Source organism: Photobacterium carnosum (assembly GCF_021236965.1).
In the GTDB taxonomy this organism is placed as follows: Bacteria; Pseudomonadota; Gammaproteobacteria; order Enterobacterales; family Vibrionaceae; genus Photobacterium; species Photobacterium carnosum.
Genome location: NZ_WMDN01000033.1, coordinates 1 through 25,025 on the forward strand (window position 1 = coordinate 1; position 25,025 = coordinate 25,025).

The 25,025-nt window shown below is 40.3% G+C and carries 21 protein-coding genes and 1 pseudogene; 6 read left to right on the plus strand and 16 right to left on the minus strand.

The features are described from left to right. Positions 1 to 207: 207 nt before the first annotated feature. From clpB to rluD, 3 genes are all read right to left on the minus strand, one after another. The gene (gene clpB / locus GLP24_RS18480) at positions 208 to 2,787 is read right to left on the minus strand and encodes an ATP-dependent chaperone ClpB (RefSeq protein ID WP_101770347.1); all 2,580 of its coding nucleotides are present in this window, start codon (positions 2,785 to 2,787) and stop codon (positions 208 to 210) included. Positions 2,788 to 2,943: 156 nt separating this feature from the next. After that, entirely contained in the window at positions 2,944 to 3,672 is a 729-nt protein-coding gene (gene pgeF / locus GLP24_RS18485; RefSeq protein ID WP_101770346.1) for a peptidoglycan editing factor PgeF, read from the minus strand. Beyond that, positions 3,672 to 4,646: a 23S rRNA pseudouridine(1911/1915/1917) synthase RluD gene (gene rluD, locus GLP24_RS18490; protein ID WP_101770345.1), complete on the minus strand. Its 975-nt coding sequence runs from the start codon at positions 4,644 to 4,646 to the stop codon at positions 3,672 to 3,674. The genes pgeF and rluD overlap by 1 nt, the downstream gene beginning before the upstream one ends. A 172-nt stretch (positions 4,647 to 4,818) precedes the next feature. Here rluD and bamD point away from each other — a divergent pair, with 172 nt between their 5' ends. The 3 genes from bamD to pheA all read left to right on the plus strand — a co-directional run bounded on the left by bamD (position 4,819) and on the right by pheA (position 7,642). Further along, positions 4,819 to 5,547: an outer membrane protein assembly factor BamD gene (bamD, locus tag GLP24_RS18495; RefSeq protein ID WP_101770344.1), complete on the plus strand. Its 729-nt coding sequence runs from the start codon at positions 4,819 to 4,821 to the stop codon at positions 5,545 to 5,547. 390 nt (positions 5,548 to 5,937) lie between these two features. After that, positions 5,938 to 6,312 (plus strand): ribosome hibernation-promoting factor, HPF/YfiA family, encoded by a 375-nt coding sequence (hpf, locus tag GLP24_RS18500; RefSeq protein ID WP_101770343.1) that lies wholly within the window; start codon positions 5,938 to 5,940, stop codon positions 6,310 to 6,312. A gap of 151 nt (positions 6,313 to 6,463) precedes the next feature. Next, entirely contained in the window at positions 6,464 to 7,642 is a 1,179-nt protein-coding gene (gene pheA / locus GLP24_RS18505; protein ID WP_232616391.1) for a prephenate dehydratase, read from the plus strand. 103 nt (positions 7,643 to 7,745) lie between these two features. Here pheA and tyrA read toward each other — a convergent pair whose 3' ends face one another. From tyrA to GLP24_RS18520, 3 genes are all read right to left on the minus strand, one after another. Further along, entirely contained in the window at positions 7,746 to 8,873 is a 1,128-nt protein-coding gene (tyrA, locus tag GLP24_RS18510) for a bifunctional chorismate mutase/prephenate dehydrogenase (RefSeq protein WP_101770348.1), read from the minus strand. Positions 8,874 to 8,920: 47 nt separating this feature from the next. Continuing rightward, a complete protein-coding gene (locus GLP24_RS18515; protein WP_232616392.1) occupies positions 8,921 to 9,991 on the minus strand; it encodes a 3-deoxy-7-phosphoheptulonate synthase in 1,071 nt (356 codons plus the stop codon). Positions 9,992 to 10,161: 170 nt separating this feature from the next. Further along, positions 10,162 to 10,545, minus strand: coding sequence for a DUF2799 domain-containing protein (locus GLP24_RS18520; protein ID WP_107180554.1), 384 nt, complete (start codon positions 10,543 to 10,545; stop codon positions 10,162 to 10,164). Positions 10,546 to 10,761: 216 nt separating this feature from the next. Here GLP24_RS18520 and GLP24_RS18525 point away from each other — a divergent pair, with 216 nt between their 5' ends. Beyond that, the gene (locus tag GLP24_RS18525) at positions 10,762 to 12,255 is read left to right on the plus strand and encodes a carbon starvation CstA family protein (protein ID WP_232616393.1); all 1,494 of its coding nucleotides are present in this window, start codon (positions 10,762 to 10,764) and stop codon (positions 12,253 to 12,255) included. A 158-nt stretch (positions 12,256 to 12,413) separates the two neighbouring features. On the opposite strand, the gene rplS is transcribed toward GLP24_RS18525, so the two are convergent. From rplS to ffh, 5 genes are all read right to left on the minus strand, one after another. Continuing rightward, the gene (rplS, locus tag GLP24_RS18530; protein ID WP_045038596.1) at positions 12,414 to 12,767 is read right to left on the minus strand and encodes a 50S ribosomal protein L19; all 354 of its coding nucleotides are present in this window, start codon (positions 12,765 to 12,767) and stop codon (positions 12,414 to 12,416) included. Between the two features lie 37 nt (positions 12,768 to 12,804). Continuing rightward, the gene (gene trmD, locus GLP24_RS18535; protein WP_101770338.1) at positions 12,805 to 13,551 is read right to left on the minus strand and encodes a tRNA (guanosine(37)-N1)-methyltransferase TrmD; all 747 of its coding nucleotides are present in this window, start codon (positions 13,549 to 13,551) and stop codon (positions 12,805 to 12,807) included. Between the two features lie 25 nt (positions 13,552 to 13,576). Further along, positions 13,577 to 14,110 carry a ribosome maturation factor RimM gene (rimM, locus tag GLP24_RS18540; RefSeq protein WP_101770337.1) on the minus strand — a complete coding sequence of 178 codons (534 nt, stop codon included), beginning with the start codon at positions 14,108 to 14,110 and terminating at the stop codon, positions 13,577 to 13,579. A gap of 26 nt (positions 14,111 to 14,136) precedes the next feature. Beyond that, a complete protein-coding gene (gene rpsP / locus GLP24_RS18545; RefSeq protein ID WP_101770336.1) occupies positions 14,137 to 14,388 on the minus strand; it encodes a 30S ribosomal protein S16 in 252 nt (83 codons plus the stop codon). 170 nt (positions 14,389 to 14,558) lie between these two features. Beyond that, entirely contained in the window at positions 14,559 to 15,926 is a 1,368-nt protein-coding gene (ffh, locus tag GLP24_RS18550; RefSeq protein WP_232616394.1) for a signal recognition particle protein, read from the minus strand. A 209-nt stretch (positions 15,927 to 16,135) separates the two neighbouring features. Between ffh and GLP24_RS18555 the strand changes: the two genes are divergently transcribed. After that, complete coding sequence (locus GLP24_RS18555) at positions 16,136 to 16,933, plus strand: cytochrome C assembly family protein (RefSeq protein WP_101770334.1); 798 nt, start codon at positions 16,136 to 16,138, stop codon at positions 16,931 to 16,933. Positions 16,934 to 17,055: 122 nt separating this feature from the next. After that, positions 17,056 to 18,348 (plus strand): HlyC/CorC family transporter, encoded by a 1,293-nt coding sequence (locus GLP24_RS18560; RefSeq protein ID WP_232616395.1) that lies wholly within the window; start codon positions 17,056 to 17,058, stop codon positions 18,346 to 18,348. 106 nt (positions 18,349 to 18,454) lie between these two features. On the opposite strand, the gene luxS is transcribed toward GLP24_RS18560, so the two are convergent. The 5 genes and pseudogenes from luxS to GLP24_RS18585 all read right to left on the minus strand — a co-directional run bounded on the left by luxS (position 18,455) and on the right by GLP24_RS18585 (position 24,780). Then, on the minus strand, positions 18,455 to 18,973 hold the full coding sequence (luxS, locus tag GLP24_RS18565) for an S-ribosylhomocysteine lyase (RefSeq protein ID WP_232603374.1): 519 nt from the start codon (positions 18,971 to 18,973) through the stop codon (positions 18,455 to 18,457). A gap of 68 nt (positions 18,974 to 19,041) precedes the next feature. Next, positions 19,042 to 19,647, minus strand: coding sequence for a transglycosylase SLT domain-containing protein (locus GLP24_RS18570; protein WP_232584036.1), 606 nt, complete (start codon positions 19,645 to 19,647; stop codon positions 19,042 to 19,044). A 79-nt stretch (positions 19,648 to 19,726) separates the two neighbouring features. After that, positions 19,727 to 21,316: a glutamate--cysteine ligase gene (gene gshA, locus GLP24_RS18575; RefSeq protein WP_232578208.1), complete on the minus strand. Its 1,590-nt coding sequence runs from the start codon at positions 21,314 to 21,316 to the stop codon at positions 19,727 to 19,729. Between the two features lie 151 nt (positions 21,317 to 21,467). Then, positions 21,468 to 24,320: pseudogene (locus GLP24_RS18580) on the minus strand (M16 family metallopeptidase). A gap of 13 nt (positions 24,321 to 24,333) precedes the next feature. Next, positions 24,334 to 24,780, minus strand: a complete 447-nt coding sequence (locus tag GLP24_RS18585) for a YqaA family protein (protein WP_101770328.1) — start codon at positions 24,778 to 24,780, stop codon at positions 24,334 to 24,336. Between the last annotated feature and the right edge of the window lie 245 nt (positions 24,781 to 25,025).

The window sequence follows — 25,025 nt, forward strand, 5'->3', positions numbered from 1 at the left end:
ATATTTGCTGCTGACAACCTTATTTTTACCATTTCATTTCGTTCGCTCAATCATTAATCTATAACGTCAAATTATGACAAATAAAACAGCTTTCATTATAGATACCGTTTATTTTTGACATATTCCAACAACAAAAAAACGCCTTAGCACGTTAATGCTAAGGCGTTAATTAATCATAATTCGTTATTTTAAGCGCTCATTTTTTAATTATGCTTGTTTAGCAACAATCTTATCGTCTTCTACTGACAGTACGATTGGTTTACCTGGCATAAATTTACCTGATAGCAAATCTTGTGCTAACGGATTCTCAATATATTGCTGTATGGCACGTTTTAATGGACGCGCACCAAATACAGGATCAAAACCAGCATCAGAAATTAACTCTAAAGCACTCTCTTCAACCTCTAACTGGAAATCTTTCTCCGCTAAACGTTTTTCCAAGCGCGCAAGCTGAATTGAAGCAATATGTTTAATGTTATCTTTACCCAGCGGATGAAACACGACGGTCTCATCAATACGGTTAATAAACTCAGGACGGAAATGTTGTCCAACCTCTTCCATCACTAATGCTTTAATACCTTCGTAATCCAAACTACCGAAGTGTTCTTGAATTCGACCAGAACCCAAGTTCGAGGTCATAATGATTACCGTATTACGGAAATCAACCGTGCGACCTTGACCATCAGTTAGACGTCCATCATCTAATACCTGTAATAGAATATTAAATACATCAGGATGCGCTTTTTCGACTTCATCAAGCAAAATAACGGAATATGGGCGGCGGCGAACAGCTTCAGTTAAATAACCACCTTCTTCATAACCCACATAACCTGGAGGCGCACCCACTAAACGTGCCACTGAGTGTTTTTCCATAAACTCAGACATGTCGATACGTACCATTGCATCTTCACTATCAAACATAAAGTTCGCCAGTGATTTACATAGCTCAGTTTTACCAACACCTGTTGGGCCTAAGAATAAGAATGAACCAATTGGTCGTTGTGGATCAGATAAACCGGCACGACTACGACGAATCGCGTTGGCTACTGCCTCAACCGCTTCTTCTTGTCCAATAACACGATTATGTAATTCATCTTCCATACGTAATAATTTATCACGCTCGCCTTCAAGCATCTTCGCAACCGGAATACCCGTTGCTTTAGAAAGCACATCAGCAATTTCAACATCGGTTACTTTATTTTTTAGTAACGTCATATCTTGCATTTCAGCTTGAGCGGCTAAATCCAGTTGCTTTTCAAGTTCAGGGATACGCCCGTACTGTAATTCTGACATGCGATTTAAATCACCCGCACGACGCGCGATTTCAACATCAGTACGCGCTTGCTCAAGTTCAGTTTTAATATGCTGAGTACCTGACAATGAGGCTTTTTCTGCATTCCAGACTTCTTCAAGCTCAGAATATTCGCGTTCTTTAATGTCTAATTCTTCAAGCAAGTTACTCAAGCGCTTTTGGCTTGCATCATCACTTTCTTTTACTAATGCTTGCTGTTCAATCTTTAATTGAATAATGCGACGTTCTAAACGATCCATAGATTCAGGTTTAGAGTCAATTTGCATACGAATACTGGAAGCCGCTTCATCAATCAGATCAATCGCTTTATCGGGTAATTGACGATCTGAAATATAACGATGTGATAACGTTGCTGCCGCTACAATCGCAGGATCGGTAATTTCAACATGATGGTGAAGCTCATAACGCTCTTTTAAACCACGCAAGATAGCAATGGTATCTTCAACGCTTGGCTCATCCACCAGCACTTTTTGAAAACGACGTTCTAACGCTGCATCTTTCTCTAGATACTGACGGTATTCATTTAAGGTTGTCGCACCAACACAATGTAATTCACCACGCGCTAAGGCAGGTTTAAGCATATTACCCGCATCCATTGAGCCTTCGCCTTTACCCGCACCGACCATGGTATGGATTTCATCAATAAACAATATAATACGACCATCTTCTTGAGACAGTTCATTTAATACGGCTTTTAAACGCTCTTCAAATTCACCACGAAATTTAGCACCCGCAATCAACGAACCCATATCTAATGATAATACCCGCTTGTCACGTAAGCCTTCAGGCACCTCACCGTTAACAATACGTTGAGCTAACCCTTCAACAATCGCCGTTTTACCGACACCAGGTTCACCAATGATCACGGGGTTGTTTTTAGTACGACGCTGTAAGACTTGAATGGTACGACGAATTTCATCATCACGACCAATCACAGGATCTAACCGACCTTGTTCTGCACGCTCGGTTAAATCGATAGTGTATTTACTTAATGCTTGGCGATTGTCTTCTGCGTTTTGATCATCAATTTTCTGACCACCACGAATTTGATCGACCGCTTTACTTATTTGATCTGCTTTTAAACCCAACTCACGTAATAAATTACCCAATGGGCCTTTATCGTTATCAACGGCAGCGAGGATAAATAATTCAGATGAAATAAACTTGTCATTACGTTTTTGTGCCAGCTTGTCACACATATTAAGTAATGCGCCCATGCTATTAGATAGCTGAACTTCACCACCAATACCAGTCACTTTTGGAATACGCTCTAATATCTCACTCAAGCGTGAACGCAACTGAGTAGAATCCACATTCAAAAGGGTGAGTAAAGGTCGGACAGTACTGCCTTCTTGGTTTAATAACGCAACCATAAGATGAGCAGGTTCAATATATTGATGATCACGTCCTAATGCTAATGACTGTGCATCAGAAATTGCTGCTTGGAATTTACTGGTAAATCGGTCAAGACGCATAGGTCCCCCAATAATAAATTTAATAACCTGTTACTAGTTATATGGTAGTTAATGGGCGTTTTTCAAGGCTATGAAAGCGCAAAATAATGCTGCAAAAAAAGCGGGTATATTGTTAGCCAATATACCCGCTTATTATTTGTGATGATTACGGTAAGATTAACGCAGCCAAATTAATGAGGCTTGGCGTCCAGTGACCGCTTGACGACGATAAGAATAAAACAACTCATCGTTATTGAACGTACAGTACTCACCACCATAAATAGCGTTGATACCGTGCTGTTGTAATCGTTGTCGCGCCAATAAATATAAATCAGCTAACCACTTATCACCATGAGCGATAAATGCATCAGCAGCATTGGCGTTAACATCAATAAACTGCTGTCGCACTTCATTGCCAACTTCAAACGCTGTTGGACCAATTGCCGGCCCCATCCATGCCATAATATCAGCCGCAGGACAGGTAAACTTAGCAATGGCGTTATCAATCACTCCAGCAGCAAGTCCCCGCCACCCAGCATGAACAGCAGCCACTTCAGTTCCTTGCTTATTACACAATAGAACAGGCAAACAGTCAGCCGTCATGATGGCACAGGCTAAACCAGGCTCACGGGTAAAGCTACCGTCAGCATCGATAAGATCGGTTAACGGCGCAGTGACATCAATCACAATCGAGCTGTGAATTTGATTCAACCACGCAGGCTCTGCAGTTAACCAACAATGCTGTTTCAATAATTGACGATTTATCAGCACTGAACTGACATCATCCCCAACGTGCAATCCCAAATTGAGAGTATCGTAAGGTACAGAACTGACACCGCCGAAACGGGTTGTACTGACCGTTAATACATTCTCTGGAGCAGGCCAGTTAGGAATGATGGTTCGCATTAATAGATATCTTCGTTATTTTCAACGGTATCTTTACGTAGAATATCAATCATCGCTACCATGTCGTTAGGTAATGGTGCATGCCATTCCATTAACTCACCCGTAATCGGATGTGATAGACGCAGCATACGTGCGTGCAATGCTTGACGATCAAATGAACGTAATGCATGAATAAATTCATCAGATGCATGACGTGGCGGACGAGGACGACCACCATAAATCACATCACCAATCAATGGATGACTCATGTATGACATGTGTACACGAATTTGGTGAGTACGACCTGTTTCTAGACGTAATACAATACGTGTATGTTCACGGAAACGCTCAGCAACACGGTAATGGGTGATTGCATCTTTACCCAATTCATGGACTGCCATACAGATACGTTTGGTTGCATGACGACCGATAGGTTTTTCAATCGTACCACCGCCAGTCATTTGACCCATGGCAATAGCTTCATATTCACGCGTGATATGGCGTTTTTGTAGTGCACGCACTAAACGTGTTTGTGCTTGAATAGTTTTCGCAACAACCATTAAGCCAGTCGTGTCTTTATCCAAACGGTGCACAATACCTACACGCGGTACTTCTGCTAATGCTGGGTAATGATATAACAATGCATTTAACACTGTACCATCAGGAGTACCAGCACCTGGGTGAACCACAAAATCACGTGGTTTATTGATCACCAGAATATCGTCATCTTCATAAACAACATCAAGTGGAAGGTCTTGCGCAATCCAACGCAATTCATCTTCAATTTCAGCTTGAATGAAAAGTTCTTCGCCACCCATCATTTTTGAACGTGGTTTGTTGTCAATTTTACCGTTTACTGAAACCATGTCCTTTAGAATCCACTCTTTGATACGAGAGCGGGAATAATCGGGATGTAATTCAGCAATAACCTGATCAAGGCGCTTACCTAGTTGGCTTTCGCTAACTGTACTTGTTAATTCTATTTGCTGTGCCATAACGAACTTTTTTAAAAAGCGTGAGACTAATTGTCATACGCTGCGTAAAATGTACCAAGCTTAATAAAACGATGCTTGATGTAAATTAATATAATGTCATTGTATCTGTTAACGGCTCAGTCCGTAATGGATCGAGCAAAATAAAATTTTTTTCAAGGAAACTGACGCCGTAATGAAACGCCTGACAATATCGACTTTTCTAGCTGTAGCCTTGCTTTCAGGCTGTTCCAGTACTGAGAAAGTCATTCCTGATGTTCCACCATCAGACTTATATTCTACTGCCCAGCAAGCATTGCAGAGCGGTAATTGGAACAATGCTATCGAGCGCTTAGAAGCAATGGACTCTCGTTATCCATTTGGCGCTTACTCAAATCAAGTTCAATTAGATTTGATCTATGCCTACTACAAGAATGATGATCTACCGTTATCTCAAGCCACTATTGCGCGTTTTTTACGCTTAAACCCAACCCATCCACAAGCTGATTGGGTTTATTATATGCGTGGTTTAACGCATATGGCACAAGATCGTAGCTTTATGCATGACATGTTCAATGTTGATCGTTTTGATCGTGATCCAACCCCTTCACGCCAAGCATTCCGCGATTTTAAATACTTACTAGAACGCTTCCCTGATAGTCAGTATGACGCAGATGCGAAAGCGCGTATGGTTTTTTTGAAAAACCAACTTGCTGAGTATGATCTCGCTGTTGCAGATTTCTATGTTCGTCGAGAAGCATGGATTGCAGCCATTAACCGTTGCCAACAAGTTCAACGCTTATATCCAGACACTGGTGCTGCCCGTAAATCATTGCTACTTGAAAAAACAGCTTACGCTAAATTAAAACTGGACAAAGAAGTCTCACGTACGGAAGCAGTGATTAAACTTAATCCAGTAAAATAACACCTAAAAATACACCTATAAAAAATGGCAGCTCAATAAGCTGCCATTTTTATAAATTATGTTAACAACAATTATTTACTTCAACGAATAACGTCGTAATGACGACAAATCACTTCCTTGAACAAAAAACGTTCAACAGAATGAAATTAAACGTATTTATTCCCTAGTCAGCGTTAGCTACCAGCAAAAAACCTTGATCCATACTGCCTTAAACCATCACTAAACCTCAAGCTTTTTTTAGACACTTTTTTGCAACAAACCCACGTTGATCACATTTTTTTTGCTGAAAATTCATTAACCCCAATAATGTGACACAGATCACATTATAAGTTGGTATTTTTAGTAATCTGAACTTAACCCAACGAAGGGTAGCAAACGAGGAAGATAAATATGACATTAGAAATCACTGGCAAAAACATCGATATCACCCCGGCTATCCGTGAGCGTTTTGAATTTAAATTCAATAAGTTAGAAAAACTTCAGGTGCCACTAATCAAAAAACACGTCATGATTAGTAAAGAACCAAACAAGCTATTTAAAATTGAAGCATCTATTGGTATTGCTGGAGGAAAGTTGGTCGCTTCTGCAGAACACGAAGACTTGTTTGGTGCGATCACTGAATTATATCAAAAGTTAGATCGCCAACTGAAGAAACAAGCTCACAAACCAAATGCACGCCGTGCAAGTCATAGTGAAAAACCAACACAAGCTGAAGCTGAAGATACAGCTGAGTATGATGACGAAGTAGAATTTGATGAAGCATAATCGTTAACGATTAAGAGGATTTAAAACAGCCCTGCCGATGCAGGGCTTTGTGCTTGACAAAAAAAATCACCCTGCCTAATGTGGATTACACTGTTAATACGATAATATGCCGCTTTCATATTCAAGAAAGCCGATCATAATAAGGATCGCTATGACCGATAATACACTTTCTTCATTGGATGATATTCGCCGCAATGTCACTCGCATCGATAATACACTGTTAGCTCTTTTGGCTGAGCGCCGCACGTTAAGCCTTGAAGTAGCAAAAAGTAAAATTAGCACCGCTAAACCTATACGCGACCAAGCCCGTGAACAAACATTATTATTGCGTCTTATTGATACAGCTAAAGAATATCAGCTAGATCCGTTATATGTGACCCAAATTTTTCACACCATTATTGAAGATTCCGTTCTGTTTCAGCAGGCTTATTTACAGCGCTTAGTCAATCCTGAAAACGCCTTACCAACGGCACGAGTCTCCTTCTTAGGCGCAAAAGGCTCTTACTCGCACCTAGCCAGTCGTAATTATTTTAGCCGTAAACAAACCCAATTAGTCGAAATCAGTTGTTCATCATTTCGAGATATTGTTAATGAAGTCGAAACTGGTCATGCAGATTATGGTGTACTCCCCATAGAAAACACCAGTTCAGGCTCAATCAATGAAGTCTATGACCTATTACAGCACACCAGTTTATCGATTGTAGGAGAAATTACCCAACCGATAGAACATTGCTTATTAACTGCAGTTGATACTCAATTGGAACATATTGATACCCTTTACTCCCATCCCCAGCCACATCAACAATGCAGCGAATTCCTCCATGGGATGGGGAAAATTGATCAACAATATTGCTCAAGTACTGCCGATGCAATGCAGACCGTAGCAGATCTGCAACTGCCGAATATCGCCGCTATTGGTAATGCGTCTAGTGGTGAAATCTATGGTTTAACCCCAATAAAAACCAATATTGCCAACCAACAACAAAACTTTACCCGCTTTATTGTTGTTGCCCGTAAACCGGTTAGCGTCAATTCATTGATTCCCGCTAAAACAACCTTAATTATGTCAACAGCACAAACGGTGGGCTCACTCGTTGAATGTTTACTAGTACTTCGTAATGCAAACATCAACATGACTAAACTTGAATCTCGCCCTGTTATTGGTAATCCATGGGAAGAAATGTTTTATATGGATGTCGAAATTAATTTAAAAGATCCATTAATGCAGCAGATATTAAAAGACCTCACTCGTTTAACCCGCTTTGTTAAAGTCTTAGGTTGTTATCCAAGTAAAAACGTCACCCCAACAGAGGTTGAGTTCATCGAGTAATATCAGCCCAAATAACGTCTAATTATCATCATTAAAAAAGCCGACCTTCATTATATTAATGTGGTCGGCTTTTTTGTAATCATGTTACTAGGCTTCAAGCCCTTTATTTACGTCGAGTTGAATCATTCGCCTGTCTAAGTAGTCCTTGGCTCTCGACTAAAAAATATTGGGCATAATCACCAAACCAATGCTCAACCTGTCCAAAAGCTTGTTTAAAGGCGGCTTTATCTTGGCGCTCTAACATTGCAATCGCTTCGCCAAAACGTTGATGGAAGCGTTTGATCATCGCTAAGTTCTGAGGCGCTGACATAATAATATCCGCATACAACTGCGCATCTTGCGCAAATAGTCGCCCAACCATGGCAAGTTCTAAACGATAAATCGGCGAGCTTAGTGACATCAATTGTTCTATTTTTGGGTCTTCTTCTGCTAAATGAACCCCATAAACAAATGATGTAAAATGACGTAAAGCCTGAATAAGAGTCATGCCCTGATCATGCTCAATCGCACTAATACGATTTAATGATGCCCCCCAAATCTGAATTTGTTCCAATAACCATTGGTAACATTCAGGCTGACGACCATCACAATAAACAACCACTTGTTTAGCTAAACTTGGAATCTCTGGACCAAACATAGGATGTAAACCAACAACCGGTCCTTGATGAATATCTAACATTGCTTGTAGTGGACCACTTTTTACAGAGGTTAAATCAGTAAGAATACAATCTTTTGGTAAGTTAGCTAACTTAGCGATAATCGCTTCCGTCATATGAATAGGAACGGATACCACCACCATTCCCGCATCATGCAATATCTCATCCGCTCGATGCCAATCATCACTGCCTAAAATACGGACTTGATAACCCGATAACTCAAACATCCGTTGAAATAGCTGCCCTAATTGTCCATGACCACCGACAATAACGATTGGACGTAATTGAGGATTAAGACACTTAAAACCAGAATCATTTTCACTTGAATACGATTCTCGCATGGTTCGTCGTAACACATCCTCAATCAGATCTGCAGGCACGCCTTTTGATTCAGCTTCTTGACGACGAGATGCCAACATTGCAGCTTCACGATCAGGGGCATAAATAGGCAATCCATGCTTACTTTTAACCACCCCGACTTGTTCAACTAACGCTAAACGGCGCGCTAGTAGCTCCACCATTTGACGATCAACATCGTCTATTTGATCTCTTAATATGCTTAACTCAGCAACCATGACTTTTGACATCCGTATTTATCCAACTGCAACTATAATGCAAAGGGTTATTTAATTCTATTTTGTAAAAACGGCACTAACTCTTGGTGGGCTTTCCGCAATAATTGTTCTGTCGCTTCCCAACTAATACACGCATCAGTAATGGATACTCCATAAGCCATATCTTGTAATGGTAAATCCGCACTTTGATTACCTTCATTAAGATGACTTTCAATCATTAAACCAATAATTGAACGGTTTCCTTCTCGAATTTGATGAATAACATCCGTCGCTACCAATGGCTGTCGCTGGTAATCTTTAAGAGAGTTAGCATGGCTACAGTCTATCATTAACGACGGTGTAAGGCCTGCCGCTGCCATTTCTGTTTCACATTCAGCCACCGACACCGAATCATAATTAGTTTGTTTACCGCCACGTAAAATAACATGACCATCAGGATTACCTTGCGTGGCAAGTAATGCCACCTGTCCATTTGGGTTGATCCCCATAAACTTATGTCCAGAAGCTGCCGCTTGCATTGCATTAATCGCAGTCGCTAAACTGCCATCGGTGCCATTTTTAAACCCAACAGGCATCGATAATCCACTTGCCATCTCGCGGTGAGTTTGTGATTCCGTAGTACGAGCGCCAATGGCTGACCAGCTAAATAAATCGCCTAAATATTGCGGACTAATAGGATCCAGCGCTTCTGTGGCAACAGGAATACCGTCTTCAACTAAATCAATCAACAATTGACGTCCAATATGCAGCCCTTCTTCAATTTCAAACGAATCATCAAGGTAAGGGTCGTTGATTAATCCTTTCCAACCAACAGTCGTCCGCGGTTTTTCAAAATAAACGCGCATCACAATATAGAGTTGATCATCAAGCTCAGCAGCGAGGGTTTTTAGTTTTTGAGCATATGTTTTTGCTTGTTCTACATCATGAATCGAGCACGGTCCACAGACCACCAATAAACGGTGATCATGATGATGAATAATATCAGCAATCGTTTGACGTGATTGCTCAATAAATACCAGCGCTGTATTTGATACCGCCATTTTATGTTTCAATTGTAAGGGGGTAATTAACACGGATTCTTCTGCAATATGAATATTGTTTAAGCCATCTTTTTCCATCGGTCATCTCTGCCTGTTATAGATATCCTTTCACCAACATAACAACTCCATCATCATCATTGCAACAACTCGTAAACATAGAATGCCATTTGTAAACATTTATTTACAAATGGCATTCTATTTCTATCCTTTCCGTTTTTATAATCTGTCTTATTTTAACCGTTATTAAATTACAAACGAGGCTCCATGGTGCCATAGCGTTCAAAGCCTTGTTGCCATTTAGTGAGATATAAACCTTCTTGCTGACGGCGATATTCACAGATACCCCACTTCACTTTTCCTTGTTCACCTAACTTAAAAATATGCTCTAAACTGCAATATTGATCTAATCCTTGCTGGTAGCCTTGTTGATAACTGCCATAATCTAATGTCATTGTTGAATCATATTTTTTAGTGATTACGTCTAAATTGTCATGCGATAATTTTTCACTACCAGCAATACCGTTATAAAAGCCTAATTGATGAAAGTCACCATTGGTCACTAATTTTTTTTGTGTCACACAACCCGTCATTAAAGCTCCAATTACCACGGTAAATAAGACCTTTTTTATCATTATCAATTCCTTTTAGAAAAATACATCAACGTCTATACCACATTAAAAGCGTGCTTATATTAACAAATATCGATAGAAGTTATTGTTGAACACTAATGCATATCACATTCATAACATTATCTTAAGAAGCTAAAAATTGAAACTATTACACTGGTTGGCAGCAGAAATAATGCGATCCCTTTTAATTGAGTCACACATTAGATAACGAGGATATATATGGCGTGGTTTTTACTTTGTGTTGCCGCCCTACTTGGCGGCTATTTTATTTACGGTAGCTTTATTGAAAAAGTCTTTGGCGTAAACGCTAATCGTCAAACTCCCGCTTATACCAAGCAAGACGGGGTTGATTATGTTCCCATGTCTAACAACAAAGTCTATTTAGTTCAGCTCTTAAACATTGCCGGCGTTGGCCCTATATTTGGTCCCATTATGGGGGCGTTATATGGCCCAGCAGCCATGCTATGGATTGTACTTGGTTGTATTTTTGCAGGGGCCGTCCACGATTATTTCTCCGGCATGCTTTCAGTTCGTAACGGTGGCGCATCAGTCCCCACATTAACAGGACGCTACTTGGGTAACGGTGCAAAACATTTTATGAATATCTTTGCTATCGTACTGTTACTGCTTGTTGGGGTTGTATTTGTCTCCGCCCCCGCAGGTATGATCACTAACCTGATAAATGATCAAACTAATCTTAATGTCTCAATGACGACAATGGTGGTGATCATTTTTGCTTACTATATTCTGGCAACAATTGTGCCTGTCGATAAGATCATTGGTCGCTTTTATCCTTTCTTTGGCGCATTACTGATTTTTATGTCGGTCGGATTAATCACCGCTATTGGCATTTCAGATGAACACGAATTATTAGGCGGTTTTGAAATTAGTCATATGTTCACCAACATGAACCCTAATGACTTACCATTATGGCCAGCACTGTTTATTACCATCGCGTGTGGCGCTATTTCTGGCTTCCATGCTACTCAATCACCATTAATGGCTCGCTGCATTGAAAATGAACAAAACGGCCGCTTTATCTTTTATGGTGCGATGATTGGAGAAGGTATTATTGCGTTAATCTGGTGCGCACTGGCTTTATCATTCTTTGGTTCGATAGAAGCATTGTCTGATGCTATTGCTAATGGTGGCCCAGGTAATGTGGTCTATAGCTCATCATTTGGTTTATTAGGCGTCTTTGGGGGCATCATTGCGTTTCTTGGGGTGGTTATTCTACCGATTACTTCTGGTGATACTGCATTCCGTTCAAGTCGTTTAATTCTAGCTGAATATTTTAATATGGATCAAAAACCATTACGTAATCGTCTACTAATGGCAATGCCTTTGTTTGTGTTAGGTGCGATTTTAACCCAAGTCGATTTTGCAATTATTTGGCGTTATTTTGGCTTTGCGAATCAAACCACCGCGGTAATGATGCTGTGGACGGCATCAGCTTATCTATTACGGCTTGATAAATTGCACTGGGTCGCAACCATCCCTGCGATGTTTATGACTACCGTATGTATCAGCTTCATTCTCAATAACGATCAACTTGGATTCGGCTTACCGATGACAGTCTCAACGGTTGTAGCACTGATTGCGACAGGCTTTATCACCGTCATGATCATTAAAAAATCACAAGGAAAAGGCGTGATAGATCTTGATGCTGATGATACCGAACAAACCAATCCCCCATTATCATCTAAAAGCTAATCCCAATACGAAGCTATCAATATAAAAATCAGAACATTAACAAAACCAGTGCTCGTCACTGGTTTTTTTCATTACCTTAATTTATAGCCAACCCCTGATTTACAGCCAAAAAAAAGCCCACCATGTAGGTGGGCTTTTCGATAAACGTCAGACGCTTATTACTTTTTAGTAAGCTTCTCGCGGATACGTGCTGATTTACCAGAACGCTCACGTAGGTAGTACAACTTGGCACGACGTACTGCACCACGACGTTTAACAGTAATGCTGTCAACTACTGGAGAGTGAGTTTGGAACGCACGCTCAACGCCTTCACCGTTCGACATTTTACGAACAGTGAATGCTGAATGTAGACCACGGTTACGGATTGCGATTACAACGCCTTCAAAAGCCTGTAGACGCTCACGATCACCTTCTTTAACTTTAACTTGTACAACAACAGTGTCACCTGGTGCAAAAGTTGGTAGGTCTGTTTTTAGTTGCTCTTGCTCAAGAGCGTTAATGATGTTACTCATTTGATGTATACCCTAGAATAAACTGATACTAATTTAATTAAATACTTGCTTTATTTTCGCGGATAAATTCCGCGAGCAAGAATTCCTGATCGTCAGTCAGAGCTAGGTTTTCCAGGAGCTCCGGTCTTCTCAACCATGTACGGCCTAACGATTGCTTTAATCGCCAGCGACTAATCTCTTGATGATTGCCAGACATTAATACCGAAGGTACTTCATGCCCGTCCAACAATTCTGGTCGTGTGTAATGAGGACAATCTAACCAACCATTTGCAAAAGAATCTTCTTCTGCTGACGCAAAATCACCCAGTACGCCCGGAACAAACCGAACGACGGCATCAATTAGCGTCATGGCAGGCAATTCGCCACCCGTTAACACAAAATCACCGATAGACCATTCTTCGTCTACCTCTTGCTGGATAATGCGCTCATCAACCCCTTCATAGCGACCACAGATAAGAATTAAATTCTCAGCCTGCGCTAACTCCTCAACACCAGCTTGATCTAGCTTACGGCCTTGAGGGGAAAGGTAGATTACTTTAGCCGGACCTTTTGCAGACTTTTTAGCAGTGTGAATGGCATCGCGCAAAGGCTGCACCATCATTAACATACCTGGTCCACCACCATACGGTCGATCATCTACCGTGCGATGTTTATCGTGCGTAAAATCACGAGGATTCCACGTATCGACACTCAAAAGGCCTTTTTTTACCGCCTGGCCTGTTACCCCATAATTGGTAATGGTAGAGAACATTTCAGGAAAAAGACTGATTACTCCAACCCACATATGCTCACTCACTTATTACCAGAGGTTAAAACTCAGGATCCCAGTCAACTTCGATCCGCTGAGCAGTGCGATCAATCAACTTGATGACCTGCTCATCGAGGAACGGAATTAAACGTTCCTTCTGTCCGAAAGCATCTTTGAGATTCGCCTTAACAACTAACACATCGTTGGCACCTGTTTCCAGGATATCAGTGACTTTACCAAGGTCGTAACCTTTAGTAGTAACCACTGTCATACCAAACAACTCACGCCAGTAGAATTCTTCATCTGACAATACGGGTAGTTGATCAGCCAAAACTGCCACTTCTGCATTAGTGAAAACTTGAGCATCCTCGCGGATATCCATGCCTTCTAGCTTAGCAACAAGACCTTGGCCGTGGCGCTTCCATGATTCAACATGGATTTCCGTCCACTCGCCTTTGATTTTAATCATCCAAGGGGTGTAGGAAAAAATACTTTCGGATTCTTCGGTGTAAGAAAAAACTTTGAGCCAACCCTTGATACCGTAGGTGGCACCCAGTTTACCGACAATAATGTGGTCTTGGTTTTTAATACTCATCGTCTTTCTCTGTACCTAAGTACTAATTAAGCTACAGCTTTAGCTGCATCTTTGATTAGTTTAGCTACACGATCAGTCGCACAAGCGCCTAGACCTAACCAATGGTTTACGCGATCTAGATCTAAACGTAAACGCTCTTCTTGACCCTTAGCTAGTGGGTTGAAGAAACCGATCTGCTCGATGTTTGCGCCGTCACGTGGAGCACGTGCGTCAGCAACAACGATTTGATAGAATGGACGCTTCTTAGCGCCGTGACGTGCCAAACGAATAGTTACCATATCGTCCTCTTTGCATTACTGTAAAATAAATGACCCCGCTATAATAACGAGGTCCGTGCCAAAATAAAGCCTCGGAATTTTACCCTTTGGGACGGCGAATGCAACTGCTTTAGTTACTTTTTCACCGTTTAAGTAGAATAAAAGCTTTAAAACCATTAAAAATCAGACTATTAACGACCAGGGAACATTCCACCACCAGGCATCATGCCTTTCATTTGACGCATCATATTCTTCATTCCACCTTTTTGCATCTTTTTCATCATCTTTTGCATCTGGGTAAATTGCTTCAATAATCGATTAACGTCTTGTACTTGAGTACCAGAACCAGCAGCAATTCGCTTCTTACGTGAGCCTTTAATTAGCTCAGGTCGAGCACGTTCGCCTTTCGTCATTGAATTGATAATAGCTTCCATTTGCATGAGAATTTTATCATCAACTTTATCTTTCATATCGCCAGGCAACTGCGACAGACCCGGAAGTTTGTCGAGCATGCCCATCATGCCACCCATGTTTTTCATTTGCTGAAGCTGGCTACGGAAATCTTCAAGATCAAAACCTTTTTTCTCTTTAAATTTCTTAGCTAATTTTTCTGCTTCTTTTTTATCAACGTTACGTTCTAGATCTTCGATCAACGATAAAACATCGCCCATACCTAAGATACGAGAAGCAACACGATCAGGGTGGAACGGTTCTAAAGCATCAGTTTTTTCACCAACACCTAAGAATTTAATCGGTTTACCAGTAATGTGACGTACAGATAACGCCGCACCACCACGAGCATCACCATCAACTTTGGTTAAAATAACACCAGTTAGTGGTAATGCATCATTGAATGCTTTTGCTGTATTAGCGGCATCTTGACCCGTCATGGCATCAACCACGAACAAGGTTTCAACCGGGTTTAATGCTTGATGGATGTCTTTGATCTCACCCATCATTTCTTCATCAACGTGCAAACGACCTGCGGTATCGACAATCACCACATCATAGAACTTGGTTTTACCATACTCTAAGGCTGCTTTTACAATCGCTAATGGTTTTTGCTCAACATTTGATGGAAAGAAATCAACACCAACATCTGTTGCAAGGGTTTCAAGCTGCTTGATTGCCGCAGGGCGGTAAACGTCGGCAGAAACAACCAATACTTTCTTTTTATCACGTTCTTTTAATAGCTTACCTAATTTACCTACACTGGTGGTTTTACCCGCACCTTGTAGACCCGCCATCAAGATAACGGCTGGCGGTTGGCAGCTTAAATCAAGCGCTTCATTACCTTCACCCATTACCGCTTCAAGTTCAGATTGAACAATCTTAATGAACTCTTGCCCAGGCGTTAGGCTTTTCGATACTTCTGTACCAACTGCACGCTCTTTTACGCACTTAACAAATTCGCGAACAACAGGCAGCGCAACGTCGGCTTCAAGTAATGCCATCCGCACTTCACGCAAGGTATCCTTTATGTTGTCATCCGTAAGACGACCACGGCCGCTGACATTTTTAAGTGTTCGCGATAAACGCTCGGTTAAATTTTCGAACATGTGGTGCTACTCGCTCGTTACGCAACTCAATCAAAAAATTGCAAAATTATCAAAATTGCTACAAGTATACCGCAAAAAAGCTTGGCCTTTCATGTAAACCCATCGCTCTTTTCGGGATTACATTGGCGACGAAGGTTTGAGCAGGGTATAATTGCTGCCTCTAAATATTAAAAATAGCTATTCGTTACTAAGGAGCTATCTGGTTGACTATGGACATGCTAATTGCCATCCCTGCAGTAAGCTTTTACATCATTGCGCTGCTGCTTGTTGTCCCAGGGCTTGCTAATAATAACGGCATTAAAACTCAACCGGTTTTTATTACCGCCGTTATTGCTATTGCCTTGCATTTACTATTGCTTAAGGATCTTATCTTTGGTTCAACAGGTCAAAATCTCAGCATCCTTAACGTTGCATCACTGATTAGCGTTATTGTTGCCAGTTTAACTACGCTTGCAATGTTAAAAATGCGGATCTGGTTCTTATTGCCGATAGTGTATAGCTTTTCCGCTATCAACTTGTTTGCCGCAACGATGTTACCTGGGGCTTTTATTACCCATTTAGAAGCTCAACCGCAAACTTTAGTGCATATTTCTTTAGCATTGTTCTCATATTCAACATTAATGATTGCTACGCTATATGCTTTACAGCTCGCTTGGCTTGATCACAAATTAAAACATAAAAAAAGCTTACAGCTTAATCCTAACATTCCACCATTAATGATGGTAGAACGCCAACTTTTCAAGATCATTATTGTCGGTTATAGCCTCTTAACCGTCACACTTATCAGTGGCTACTTTTTTATTGGTGATATTATTGCCCAAGGTAAAACACATAAAGCAGTTTTATCCTTATTAGCCTGGATAATTTATAGCGTACTATTATGGGGTCATTACCGCCAAGGCTGGCGTGGCCGTAAAGTGGTTTGGTTTAGTCTTACTGGCGCTTTTCTACTGACATTAGCCTATTTTGGAAGTCGTTTTGTAAAAGAAATTATCATTGGTAGTTAGCCCTACTACTTACACCTAAATTATTGCTACACTTATTTTATATATAGCCGTTGTGTTATCTATTATTGTTCAGTTATTCAATGACTAACAATATTTGCTCAATCTGTTAAGGACTGCCCCTTTTGGACCAAATTTCCACAGGCTTACTCTTTGCTTTACTCGCTCTTATGATCGTCATTTCAGCTTATTTTTCAAGTTCTGAAACGGGGATGATGACACTTAACCGTTACAAACTACGTCACCTTGCGAGCCAAGGACATAAAGGGGCTCTGCGGGTAGAGAAACTTCTTTCACGTACCGATCGTCTACTTGGCTTAATTCTAATCGGTAATAATTTAGTAAATATTATCGCATCTGCCATTGCAACCATTATTGGTATGCGGCTTTATGGTGATGCTGGCGTAGCTATTGCAACAGCAGTATTGACCATTGTTATTCTTGTTTTTGCTGAAGTTACCCCAAAAACAGTGGCAGCGCTATACCCAGAAAAAGTCTCTTACACTAGCAGTATTTTACTTAATATTTTAATGAAATTACTCTACCCATTAGTATGGTTTGTTAATGGTATAACTAACGGCTTCTTGTTTATTCTGCGTGTAAAAAAAGACGACAACAGCGCCTCAAACATTAACTCTGAAGAATTACGTACTATTGTCAACGAAGCTGGCGCGCTAATCCCTCGCCGTCATCAAGATATGTTGATTTCTATTCTTGATTTAGAAAATGTCACCGTTGAAGAGTTAATGATCCCACGTAATGAAATTGCAGCAATCAATGTCAATGATGATTGGAAATCCATTGTGCGTCAGTTAAGCCACTCAGCACATGGCCGAATTGTCTTATATCGCGACAGTATTGATGAAGTGGTTGGTATGCTACGAGTCCGTGAAGCTTATCGATTAATGATGGATAAGAATGACTTCAGTAAAGAAAACCTATTACGGGCCGCTGATGAAGTGTATTTCATTCCAGAAGGTACACCGTTAAATATTCAATTACTGAAATTTCAACGTAATAAAGAACGCATTGGCTTAATTGTTGATGAATATGGTGATATTCAAGGTTTGATCACCGTCGCAGACATCCTTGAAGAAATCGTCGGTGAATTTACCACCTCAATAGCCCCCACTCTGGCCGAAGAGATCACCCTACAAAAAGATGGCAGCTTATTAATTGAAGGCAGCGCAAATGTTCGTGACCTTAATAAAAGCTTAAATTGGCAGTTACCAACAGATGGCCCACGAACATTAAACGGTTTTATTTTAGAACATTTAGAGTACATCCCTGATAAAGGGATTAAAGTAAATATTGCTGGTCAAAAAATGGAAGTCATTGAGGTTTCTGGCAATATGATAAAGTTAGTCAAGGTATTGCCAACAAGCAGCAAAAAAGAACTAGAAATTAATAGTCACTGACCACGCTAACTATCTTTAAATAACGATAAAAACAGCAGTTTAGAATAAAAAGCCGCATTGTGATTTTATACACAATGCGGCTTTTTTTAGTATTCAATATTGGTAATTATTTCACATGTAATTGCTGCAACATTGCTTCAGGTAAAGCAAGAACATCGTTTTTATTGACCTCAATACCCGCATTGATAATCGCAGTTGCAATCACTTGTGCTTCTGTTAGCGAATGCATGCTGTAAGTACCGCATTGGTATTCATTTAACTCTGGTATTTGCTCTTGAGTAGCGACTGCTAGCACATCTTGCATTGCAGCTAACCAAGCGGTTGCAACTTGCTGCTCAGTTGGTGTGCCGATCAAGCTCATGTAAAAGCCAGTGCGACACCCCATCGGTGAAATATCAATAATTTCCACAGTAGTAGAATTTAAATGCTGCCGCATAAACCCTGCGTACAAGTGCTCTAAAGTATGGATACCACGCTCGCTAAGAATATCAGCATTAGGGCGACAAAAGCGTAAATCAAACACGGTAATGGTGTCGCCTTTGGGGGTTCGCATGGTCTTGGCTATCCGTACTGCGGGCGCATGCATTTTGGTATGATCGACAGTAAAGCTATCAAGTAATGGCATTGCTTACTTCTCCTTGTCTTAAAAACAAATCCTAGCACCTAATTTCTATAGTGCATATTCCAATTAACCTACCACCAACTTTTATTGTTATCGAGCTCTTTTCTGCATTGTTTCAATTGCCAGCCGTAGTCTCTCGATTGCTGCTCAACCTTACGAGCCACTTTCATCAACCATGGTTTATTACGATAAGTACCACGTTTATAGCCACCACGACCTTCGTGATAAGCAAGATATTGTCCATACGCATTCCATTTTGAAACCCCTAATTGACGTTGAGTTTCATGGGTGTACCAACCAATAAATTGCATTGCATCATCAAAACTACTGCGGGAACCACCATGTCCGGTATGTTTTTGAAAATCTGCCCATGCTGGATCTTGCGCTTGAGCATAACCATACGCACTACTCACCCGTCCCCATGGAATAAATCCAAGCACATAGTCTTTAGGGGGTAATGCATCGTGACGGTAACTACTTTCTTGCTTCATGATTGCCATCGCAACATTAATGGGTGTACCCCATTTTTGCTGCATATCGACTGCATCTTCATACCAATTAGGATATTGGCGAAAGATACTACACAAATTTGATTGGTTACTTGGTGGTGGTGTCGCACAACCACTGACAATAAAAACCACCACGGTAAGTAATAATAATCGTGCACGTAATCGCATTTTTAACCTTTCTTGTTAATCATTAACATTGATCAAAAAAAAAGCTGACACTTAAAAAGTGTCAGCTTAATTAGCTATATTATTTGGTTAACGTCGGTATTTCCACATCAACATCAGCAAAATAATCTGCTAAAAAATCATCAAACGAAAGTGTGTCACTTTGTTCAATTTGACGTTGTTTAATCACCGATGCAGCCACTTCGTGTTCAAACGTCGCTTGATCATAAAAACGGAATGCTTGCTGCGCTAATTTCGTTGTATGTGCCGTTGCATAATAATCACCAAGAGGACCAATACCTTGATAGGTTTTAATCTGATCAAGTAGCTTAGCTGAAAACGTTAATTTAGGATCATCAATCCATGTTAATAAGCGCTGATAAGTTTGCTGGTATTTATCATTACCATGTAAACCATCCAGCGTCATAGCCACTTGCTTTAATTCGGCAAAAACACGATGTCCCCATGTTTTTAGAAGTAATTCTTCGCCATGACAACCAATTTTAAGTAGTAATTCTGGATTACGACCATCAACAACCACTTTATTCCAATTCTCACGCCAACATGCTAATTCACAATCAGTCATATCAGGCGATGGCGTTAGTGTTGCCCAAATTAAAAATAGATCAAGAAAACGCACCTGATCTTCATCAATACCAATTGGGCTAAATGGGTTCACATCAAGTGAGCGCACTTCAATATATTCCACCCCTGCACGCTTTAATGCTTCTGATGGTTTTTCACCACTTTTAGCAACACGTTTAGGGCGAATAGGTGCATAAAGCTCATTTTCTATCTGTAATACATTACTATTTAACTGCTGACGCTTACCATCAACAACCACACCTAACTCAGAGAACTCATCTGATGGCGTGTGAATCGCACTATTAAGCCCGGTCAAATATTGTTCAATATTATTAAACCCAATTTTTAACGAGCTTTGAGCATGATTGGTATAACCTAAATCACTTAATCGTAATGCGGTTGCATTTTCTAAAAAATAAGTGCCTTTACCTACTTTTTCAAACGAAGATTTTAGTTCTTCATTTTGAATAAATGAACCACATAACGCAGGCGAAGAACCAAATAAATACGGAATTAACCATCCAAAACGGTAGTAGTTTCGAATTAATCCAAAGTACGCATCAGAAACTGAATCTTGGCGTTGCAGCTCTGTTTGATCGCCAAATAAACTATCCCAAAAAGTATCAGGGAAAGAAAAATTAAAATGTACCCCAGAAATAATTTGCATCACACTACCGTAACGACGCTTTAGGCCTTCACGGTAAAGTGTTTTCATTTGACCCGTATTTGAACTACCGTACTGCGCTAATTCAATCTCATCTTGATCACCAACAAAACATGGCATAGACATTGGCCATAAGCGCTCGCCAGCCATATGGCTTAATGAAAACTTATGAATATCGTCTAATTGTGCAAGTAGATCGTCAACATCACGAGAAACTGGCGTAATAAATTCTAATAAGGATTCAGCAAAATCAGTGGTGATCCATTTATTGGTTAATGCCGATCCTAAAGCAGTAGGATGTGGCAATGAAGATACTTGTAGGTCATCTGTGATACGCAAAGACTCGCGCTCAAGACCACGCCCTAACTGTGTTAATGCTTCAGGATTTTTGGCAACCTGTTGCAACCTTTCGGAAAAAGTCATGAAGGCTATTCTCGTTTTTATCCAATTGAAGAAAACAGGGTAATCATTATTTAACAGGATTACCATGCTTTATAGTATTAATCATTGTGAAACATATGCACTACACAATAGCAGCCTTTAACTTAATAAAGGCTGTTATTGTTAGTCTATCTTACTGATTAAGTGCTAATTGATGAATAGGCAAATCTAAAGTCTTTAATTGTGGTAATAATGTTTTCGCATCCCCGACGATAACTATTTGATAGTCTTTAGGGTTAAACCACTTCTGCGCTAATTTATCCATTTCAGTTTTAGTGATTGTAGCGACAATATGATTTCGTTGAGCCACAAAATCTTTTGGTAAATCGTAACTAAGTATATTTCCTAATAACGCGGCTTTTTTAGCAGGTGTTTCATAGCTTAATGCGTCTTGTTGACCAACAGCTAACCGCATAAATTTCACTTCTTTATCGGTTAACCCTGTCATGCTCATACGCTTTAATTCCGTCATAAACTCTTTAATCGCAGGCAACGTTGCATTCGCACGTACTTGTGCATAAAAACTTGCCAGACCAATTTCACGTCCACCGGTTAAATAACCGCCTGCACCATAGGTATAACCTTTATCTTCACGTAAGTTCAGATTTAAACGACTATTAAAATTACCTGCTAAATTAAAATTAGCTAGCTGGGTCTTAAATAATTCACCCGTTGCATCATAAGCTAAGCCTTGACGTACAAATCGAATCACAGTTTGTGGCGCATTGGATTTATTCACTAACCATACTGCTTGTTGTGATAGACGTGGCAATATTGGCGTAGAAAAAACAGGCTCAGGCTATCCTTTCCATGCTGTTAACGGTGCCAGATCAGCCTTTAAATTTTTTGAGCTAATATCACCAACAACCACAACATCAGCACCATTAGGAGTGTAATAACGCTGATAGAAATCCTTAACATCTTGCAGAGTAATGGTATTAATCGATGCGTGGGTTCCTTCTGCTGGACGACTAAATACCGTACCTTTAAATAACACATCACGGGTGGCTTGACTTGCTAACCATTCAGCACTTTGATGTTCATAAACAATGCCTTCCAACATTTGTTTTTTTAATCGTTTAAAATCAGATTCAGTAAAGTTAGGCGTCAATAATCGTTGCTCAAACAAGGCTAAAGTTTGAGGTAAATTCTTCGTCAGCGTAGTTAATGATATGGTAGAACCATAAAGTCCTGCATTAACAGTAATACTACTGCCTAAGGTATCCAGTTTTGATGCCATCTGCTCAGCGGTTAATTTAGTTGTCCCCTCATTCATCATTGTTGCTGTCAATTGCGCTAATCCAGCTTTGCCTTCAGGCTCAACTCGACGTCCCGCAGGCACCCCTAACTGTAAAGTAATAGTTGGCGTTTCTTGATATTCGGTCCCAATAACATTAATGCCATTGGCAAGTTTAAATTCATATAAACTCGGCATAACCGCTTTTACTGGAGTAGATGCTTGTGGCATCACACTACGATCAAAGTTATCAGTCACCGTTCGATAAGCCAGATCTTGTTCTTTAATCTTATGATGTTGTGATAAATGGCGAGGTGCAGGCGTAAAGTTTGGCTGCGCAGCCTGTAGCTGTAATTGCCCTTTAGGTACCACGCTTAAGCTCACGCTTGGCTGCTGGTATAGATATTTATTATAAGCGTCCATCACACTGTCAGTCGTGACTCGATTAACATTTGCCAGCTCTGTTTGTAAATAATTAGGGTTACCAAAAAAGGTTTGATAAGCCGCTAATTGTGAGACTTTGCCCGCTACACTTTGTAAACCATAAATGGCACTTGCAGCAACTGATCCTTTAATTTCATCCAGCTGTTGTGGGTTAATGCCTTGGGTTTCGATACCATTAACAACCGCCATCACTTTAGTACGCAACTGTTTTAAATTGCCCTGATTACCACTTGGTGCCATGGCATAAACATACATAGTACACGCAAGCTCAGCACAATCTTGAAAAGCGCCAGCATCAACAGCGTCGCCAGTCTTAACTAATTTTTGATACAGTAAGCTATTAGTACCACTGCCAATAATTTGTCCTAGCATATCCAATGATGATTGATCTTTCGCGCCAAGATACGCGGTTGGCCAACCCATCATTAACATCGGTTGTTGAATGTTATCTTCAAGGGTAATAAAGCGATTATTGGCTAATTTTGCGGGTTGTTTAGGTGCAGTTTTAACTTCAGGGCCACGAGGGATAGAACCAAAATACTTATTCACCCATGCTAGTGTTTGGGCTTTATTTATGTCACCACCAATGGTTAATGTTGCATTGTTAGGTCCATACCAACGTAAGAAAAACGCTTTAAGATCATTAACATCAACCCGATCAAGATCTTCGACATAACCAATAGTCTGCCATGAATATGGGTGACTGCGCGGATATAATGCTTCTGCCATCTTTTCATAAATCATCCCATAAGGACGATTCTCAAAGTTCTGAGCACGTTCATTTTTAACGGTTGAGCGCTGGATTTCAAATTTCCGTTGTGACACAGCATCCAATAAAAAGCCCATTCGATCAGACTCTAACCACAACATTTTTTGAAGTTGATTAGCAGGAACTGTTTCATAATAATTAGTACGATCACGGTTAGTACTGCCATTAAGAGTGCCACCGGCTTCCGTTATTAGACGAAAATGCTGCTGATCACCAACATGTTTTGAACCTTGAAACATCATGTGCTCAAAGAAATGGGCAAAACCAGACTTGCCTTGTTGTTCACGTGCCGAACCGACATGATAAGTGACATCAACATTCACCAGTGGATCGGAATCATCAGGTGACAAAATAACCGTTAAACCATTCGCTAACTGATATTTACTGTAAGGAATCACAGCTTTACCCGTTATGGCTTTCACTTGCTCAATAAATTTAACGCCTTGCGGTAAATTATTATTTAATGAAGTATCTTCGCTCCATTGACTACAGCCAGCTAATGACAGTAATGCTGCACTTAAAACCCACTTTTGCACGTTAATACATTCCTTACACTGATAATCCGGGAAATAACCCTAACACAATCGCTGCTAAGGCAATATAGCGTATCATTTTCCCAATAAAAATAGCCGTAGCACACCACCAAAAACGCATTCTCAACCATCCGGCGGCTAAGCACAATGGATCACCAATTAATGGCATCCAACTTAATAATAAACTCCAATAGCCGTATTTCTTTAACCATAATAATGCTTTATTACTTTGTTTATTCTCAGCAGTTTTATCAGGGAGTAATAGACCTAACCAATAATTAGTTAACCCGCCAAGGGTATTACCGATGGTCACCACCGCCACAATTTGCCAAACAGGATTATCGCCCATTTTTAACGCGGCTATAAGGTTGGCCTCTGAGCCTCCAGGTAATAACGTTGCGCTTAAAAATCCGGTGGCAAAGAGTACCCATAACCCAAGATCACCATTCATTAATTCTGTCATCAAACTGTTATCTCATTAATTAATAATGCACATTCCACCGCCACTCAGCCTATCTTGAGCCAATAGTACAAAACATTTAGGGTTGATAATAATACCAAGTCTATTAATAGACGGTTATTTAATATTGAATTTAACGGTAATAATCGTTATCACCAGGAAGCTAAGCTACAGCATATTGATAGTATAAATAGAGGAATGATCTTAAGACTAAAATTGAGGCATAAAAAAAGCCCAGCCTAAGCTGA

Bases quoted from the DNA above. Each gene is read 5' to 3' on its own strand.
- rimM (WP_101770337.1), bottom strand. From the start codon at position 14,110: ATGAGTATTAAAAACCAAGACCACATTATTGTCGGTAAACTGGGTGCC.
- rplS (WP_045038596.1), bottom strand. From the start codon at position 12,767: ATGAGTAACATCATTAACGCTCTTGAGCAAGAGCAACTAAAAACAGAC.
- GLP24_RS18515 (WP_232616392.1), bottom strand. From the start codon at position 9,991: ATGGAAAAAGATGGCTTAAACAATATTCATATTGCAGAAGAATCCGTG.
- GLP24_RS18585 (WP_101770328.1), bottom strand. From the start codon at position 24,780: ATGACAGAATTAATGAATGGTGATCTTGGGTTATGGGTACTCTTTGCC.
- GLP24_RS18525 (WP_232616393.1), top strand. From the start codon at position 10,762: ATGGCGTGGTTTTTACTTTGTGTTGCCGCCCTACTTGGCGGCTATTTT.
- ffh (WP_232616394.1), bottom strand. From the start codon at position 15,926: ATGTTCGAAAATTTAACCGAGCGTTTATCGCGAACACTTAAAAATGTC.
- rluD (WP_101770345.1), bottom strand. From the start codon at position 4,646: ATGGCACAGCAAATAGAATTAACAAGTACAGTTAGCGAAAGCCAACTA.
- trmD (WP_101770338.1), bottom strand. From the start codon at position 13,551: ATGTGGGTTGGAGTAATCAGTCTTTTTCCTGAAATGTTCTCTACCATT.
- luxS (WP_232603374.1), bottom strand. From the start codon at position 18,973: ATGCCATTACTTGATAGCTTTACTGTCGATCATACCAAAATGCATGCG.
- tyrA (WP_101770348.1), bottom strand. From the start codon at position 8,873: ATGGTTGCTGAGTTAAGCATATTAAGAGATCAAATAGACGATGTTGAT.
- rpsP (WP_101770336.1), bottom strand. From the start codon at position 14,388: ATGGTAACTATTCGTTTGGCACGTCACGGCGCTAAGAAGCGTCCATTC.
- pheA (WP_232616391.1), top strand. From the start codon at position 6,464: ATGACCGATAATACACTTTCTTCATTGGATGATATTCGCCGCAATGTC.
- GLP24_RS18570 (WP_232584036.1), bottom strand. From the start codon at position 19,647: ATGCGATTACGTGCACGATTATTATTACTTACCGTGGTGGTTTTTATT.
- GLP24_RS18520 (WP_107180554.1), bottom strand. From the start codon at position 10,545: ATGATAAAAAAGGTCTTATTTACCGTGGTAATTGGAGCTTTAATGACG.
- hpf (WP_101770343.1), top strand. From the start codon at position 5,938: ATGACATTAGAAATCACTGGCAAAAACATCGATATCACCCCGGCTATC.
- bamD (WP_101770344.1), top strand. From the start codon at position 4,819: ATGAAACGCCTGACAATATCGACTTTTCTAGCTGTAGCCTTGCTTTCA.
- clpB (WP_101770347.1), bottom strand. From the start codon at position 2,787: ATGCGTCTTGACCGATTTACCAGTAAATTCCAAGCAGCAATTTCTGAT.
- GLP24_RS18555 (WP_101770334.1), top strand. From the start codon at position 16,136: ATGGACATGCTAATTGCCATCCCTGCAGTAAGCTTTTACATCATTGCG.
- gshA (WP_232578208.1), bottom strand. From the start codon at position 21,316: ATGACTTTTTCCGAAAGGTTGCAACAGGTTGCCAAAAATCCTGAAGCA.
- pgeF (WP_101770346.1), bottom strand. From the start codon at position 3,672: ATGCGAACCATCATTCCTAACTGGCCTGCTCCAGAGAATGTATTAACG.